Raw genomic sequence first — 3,310 nt, 5'->3', positions numbered from 1 at the left:
AAAGTTCAAAAATACGAGATAATCGATAATTTTCTATCATTTTGGTTCCGGTTTATCTATAAGTATCAATCGTTGATCGAGGCAGAAAACTACGATAGACTCAAAGAGATTGTACTCCGTGACTTTGACACGTTTAGCGGTAAATTTTTAGAAAAACTCTTTATCGAACTTTTGAAAGAGGAAAAAAAATATACTAAAATTGGTTCGTATTGGGAGCGAAATAACCAAAATGAAATTGATATCGTTGCCGTAGATGATCTGGGTAAAGAAGTATTGATTGCCGAAGTTAAACTCAACCTTGATCGATTGAGTGAAATAGTGCTTAGAGAGAAAGCTAAAAATATTATCAAGGACTATCAGGAATATAAAATTGTCTATAAGCTTTGGAGCTTGGATGAACTAATTTAATACGAGGTTTAATGATGCAAATAAGAGTCTATTATGAAGATACCGATGTCGGCGGTGTTGTTTATCACTCTAACTATCTGAACTTCTGTGAACGTGCGCGGAGTCAGCTCTTTTTTGATGCGGGACGTTCATCGATCTTAGAGGGGGGACATTTTGTTGCCAAGCATATCGAAGCTGATTATCTTAAAAGTGCTAAATTTGGAGATATTTTAGAAGTAAAAACAGCGTTGGTTGAGATTAAAAATGCTTCATTTACATTGCTTCAGGAAGTATTTCGTTCAGATGAGAAACTTTTTTCGATGAAGATAGTATTGGTCTATCTCGATTTCGCAGGGAATATGGCAAAAATCCCCTCTGAAGAAAAAGCGTTTTTATCTCTTATAGCAGAGGTTTGAGCTTCGGAGATGCTTGTTCGATTGCTCTACCTATTTCATGATTTTCCCGCATCAGAGCAATATCGAGAGGGGTCATACCCTCTTTGCTCATAGCTCTTCCCGATGCCCCTTTTTCGAGTAGATACAAAGCGATAGGGGTATGACCTTTCCATGCCGCGAGATGCAATGCTGTTGCTCCTCCTAAATCTTGGGCGTTAATATCAGCCCCTTTCTCGATTAGATACTTGACGGCTTCAGTATTTCCTACCCATACTGCATACATCAAAATTGTTTTATTATTGTCTTCGCGTACGGCATTGGCATCGCTTAGGGTTTGGACTTGGGATTGAAATGTTTGTGTATCGTTACGATCAAGTAATCCTACCAATTCCAGTATGTCTGCAGCATACAACCCTGAAAATGCAAACAGATATGCTAGGACTATTTTTTTTATCATTAGTTACTTCTTGAACTGCTCTATGAACTCTTCGATATCATCAAACAGTGTTTGAAGGTCTTCTTCGTGTTCCACTTCATCCGCTAAAATCTGTGAGACCAAATCGTATGTAATAATATCTTTCTCACGGGTAATATCGAGAATATTAGAGTAAACGCCGATAGCGCACTGCTCACCCTTGATCGCTTGTTCTAATACTTTTCGCACATCACCGTCCGTTGGTGCATCATAGCCGCAATTTGAGTTAGTGAGCCATTCTGCGGGATGCAGGGCAGGGGTTCCGCCGAGTTGGAGGATACGATCACACACCATCGTCGCGTGACGTAGCTCATCTGCGGCGTGTTGGGTGAGTTCGACGATTGCCGCGTCTTTCATAAGACCCTTGACTACTTTGGACTCAATGAAGTATTGATAGTACGCCAACCACTCATCGCAATAGGCTTTGTTTAGTAGATTATAAACCGTTTCTGCTTCGATCCCTCGTAGGAGAGAAATACCTCTTTTACCCATCGGATGCTCCTCAAATATAGATAGTCCAACTCTATCACGCTCTCTCTTAAAGGAAAATAATTATCCACAATATTCAAATAATTTTTTAGGAAGAATAAGGGTAATTCCATCCAATTTTGAAAAGCTAATAATACCTTCAGATTTTAATTTTTTAAGCATACGAGAGAGTGTTTCAGGTGTTATGCCAAGCAATTGAGCAATTTCAATTCCTTTAAGACGATTAAAGATATCACTGTCATCACGGATAAGTCGAGTTACTTTAACTAAGGCATTGGGTGCACTGTGACGTTGTAATGATAATTCTAATGCTGAAATTTTTTGTGTAAGAGAGGAGATAATGGCTATACTAAAAGAGGGATCATTTTGTATTAAGTCTAAAAAGGGATCACGAGAAATTTTTAAAATAACAGAAGTTTGTAATGCTTCACAAGAAGCAGGGTAGGGTATCTGTTTGAGTGAAGCTACTTCAGCAATTAGTGACGGCGCACGAAAACGATGAATCAGCATTGTCTCATTTGATGTATTGGATTTAAAAATAGAAACTTCACCCTCAATTAAAAAATGAAAATATTTGCTTACATCCCCTTCGTAAAAGATAATTTCACCTTTATCATAATGGCGAAAAATTCCAATTTTTTCTAATTGAGCGCATTGATGAGAACTAAGATGAGTAAAAAACTCGATAGTCTCCAGTGAAAATGTATTATTCATGAGAAATAATTGGTTCAAAACCAAACTCTTTTGCACGTAGCAACTCTACGGGATAAATGATTTGAGAGTTAATGATACGCATCGTATATTGTCTATCAGTATTGGTTATATGGGCGATTAAATAATCAATTCCTACACTGGTGGCGTATTGAATCCAATCAAGTGATATATCATGCCCCATTAAAGCATTTGACTCATAAATAGCGGACGGAAACTCAATGAGAGAATTGGCTAAAATCATATTTTTGCGATCTTGATATTGGGTCAGTGTTAACAGCGTCGGATCAATATTAATTTGAGTAGAGAGAATATTACGTTCTTTTATCCCGGTAAAAGTCATGTGCGCTGTCAAAAGGGCACTTTTAACAACAGGGAGATGGATAATCACACTGGCTTTATTGAAAGCAGATGGTTTTGAGAGATGGGTGATGATATTGTCTCCCTTGAGGTCAACCGGATAAGTAGTGATTTTTTTCTTTTGAGTTTGATGATATAAAAATAATTCTTCTGTTATCGATTTGAGTTGCGTTCCAACATTTGAGTTATCATAAAATATTGCGATGGAATCACTCATATAAGGGCGTAGAGCTTCAATTTGTGCAACATAATCTATTCCACCAAAAACGATATTTTTAGGTGCTAAAGGAATATCGCGTTTATGGACGGTAGGGATAAAAACAGGAACGTCATTAGTCAGTAAAGTAAAGTTTCTTGCCCCAGATGCAGTTAGCGGAGCGAGTATAGCATTCATCCCATCCTGATGTATGCTATCTAAAACCTGTGAAAGAGAAGCAGTTGATTCATCCTGAAGATCATATTGTTTGATTTCATACTCTTTATGATGGTAACT

At 37.6% G+C, this 3,310-nt stretch carries 5 protein-coding genes and 1 pseudogene; 2 read left to right on the top strand and 4 right to left on the bottom strand.

The features are described 5' to 3' along the window. Together WA010_RS10800 and WA010_RS10795 are read left to right on the top strand one after the other, a co-directional pair. Positions 1-408 (top strand): DUF234 domain-containing protein (locus WA010_RS10800; RefSeq protein ID WP_422557122.1); only part of this gene is annotated, 408 nt, incomplete at its 5' end. An 11-nt stretch (positions 409-419) separates the two neighbouring features. Next, the gene (locus WA010_RS10795; protein ID WP_422557121.1) at positions 420-803 is read left to right on the top strand and encodes a YbgC/FadM family acyl-CoA thioesterase; all 384 of its coding nucleotides are present in this window, start codon (positions 420-422) and stop codon (positions 801-803) included. On the opposite strand, the gene WA010_RS10790 is transcribed toward WA010_RS10795, so the two are convergent. From WA010_RS10790 to WA010_RS10775, 4 genes and pseudogenes are all read right to left on the bottom strand, one after another. Then, the gene (locus tag WA010_RS10790; protein ID WP_422557120.1) at positions 787-1,239 is read right to left on the bottom strand and encodes an ankyrin repeat domain-containing protein; all 453 of its coding nucleotides are present in this window, start codon (positions 1,237-1,239) and stop codon (positions 787-789) included. The two genes, WA010_RS10795 and WA010_RS10790, sit on opposite strands and share 17 nt — an antisense overlap. A 3-nt stretch (positions 1,240-1,242) precedes the next feature. Further along, complete coding sequence (locus tag WA010_RS10785) at positions 1,243-1,749, bottom strand: ferritin-like domain-containing protein (RefSeq protein WP_422557119.1); 507 nt, start codon at positions 1,747-1,749, stop codon at positions 1,243-1,245. 60 nt (positions 1,750-1,809) lie between these two features. Next, positions 1,810-2,478 carry a Crp/Fnr family transcriptional regulator gene (locus WA010_RS10780; RefSeq protein WP_422557118.1) on the bottom strand — a complete coding sequence of 223 codons (669 nt, stop codon included), beginning with the start codon at positions 2,476-2,478 and terminating at the stop codon, positions 1,810-1,812. Beyond that, positions 2,453-3,310, bottom strand: a pseudogene (locus WA010_RS10775) (hypothetical protein); the annotation flags it as partial. The pseudogene WA010_RS10775 and the gene WA010_RS10780, both read right to left, overlap by 26 nt.

Source organism: Sulfuricurvum sp. (genome assembly GCF_049305995.1).
Lineage (GTDB): Bacteria > Campylobacterota > Campylobacteria > Campylobacterales > Sulfurimonadaceae > Sulfuricurvum.
The sequence above is the reverse complement of the archived record's forward strand: the minus strand, read 5'-3'. Positions and strand labels throughout refer to the sequence as shown.

What these genes read in the sequence shown, in the direction of transcription:
- WA010_RS10795 (WP_422557121.1), top strand. Translation starts at nt 420, where the DNA reads ATGATGCAAATAAGAGTCTATTATGAAGATACCGATGTCGGCGGTGTT.
- WA010_RS10790 (WP_422557120.1), bottom strand. Translation starts at nt 1,239, where the DNA reads ATGATAAAAAAAATAGTCCTAGCATATCTGTTTGCATTTTCAGGGTTG.
- WA010_RS10785 (WP_422557119.1), bottom strand. Translation starts at nt 1,749, where the DNA reads ATGGGTAAAAGAGGTATTTCTCTCCTACGAGGGATCGAAGCAGAAACG.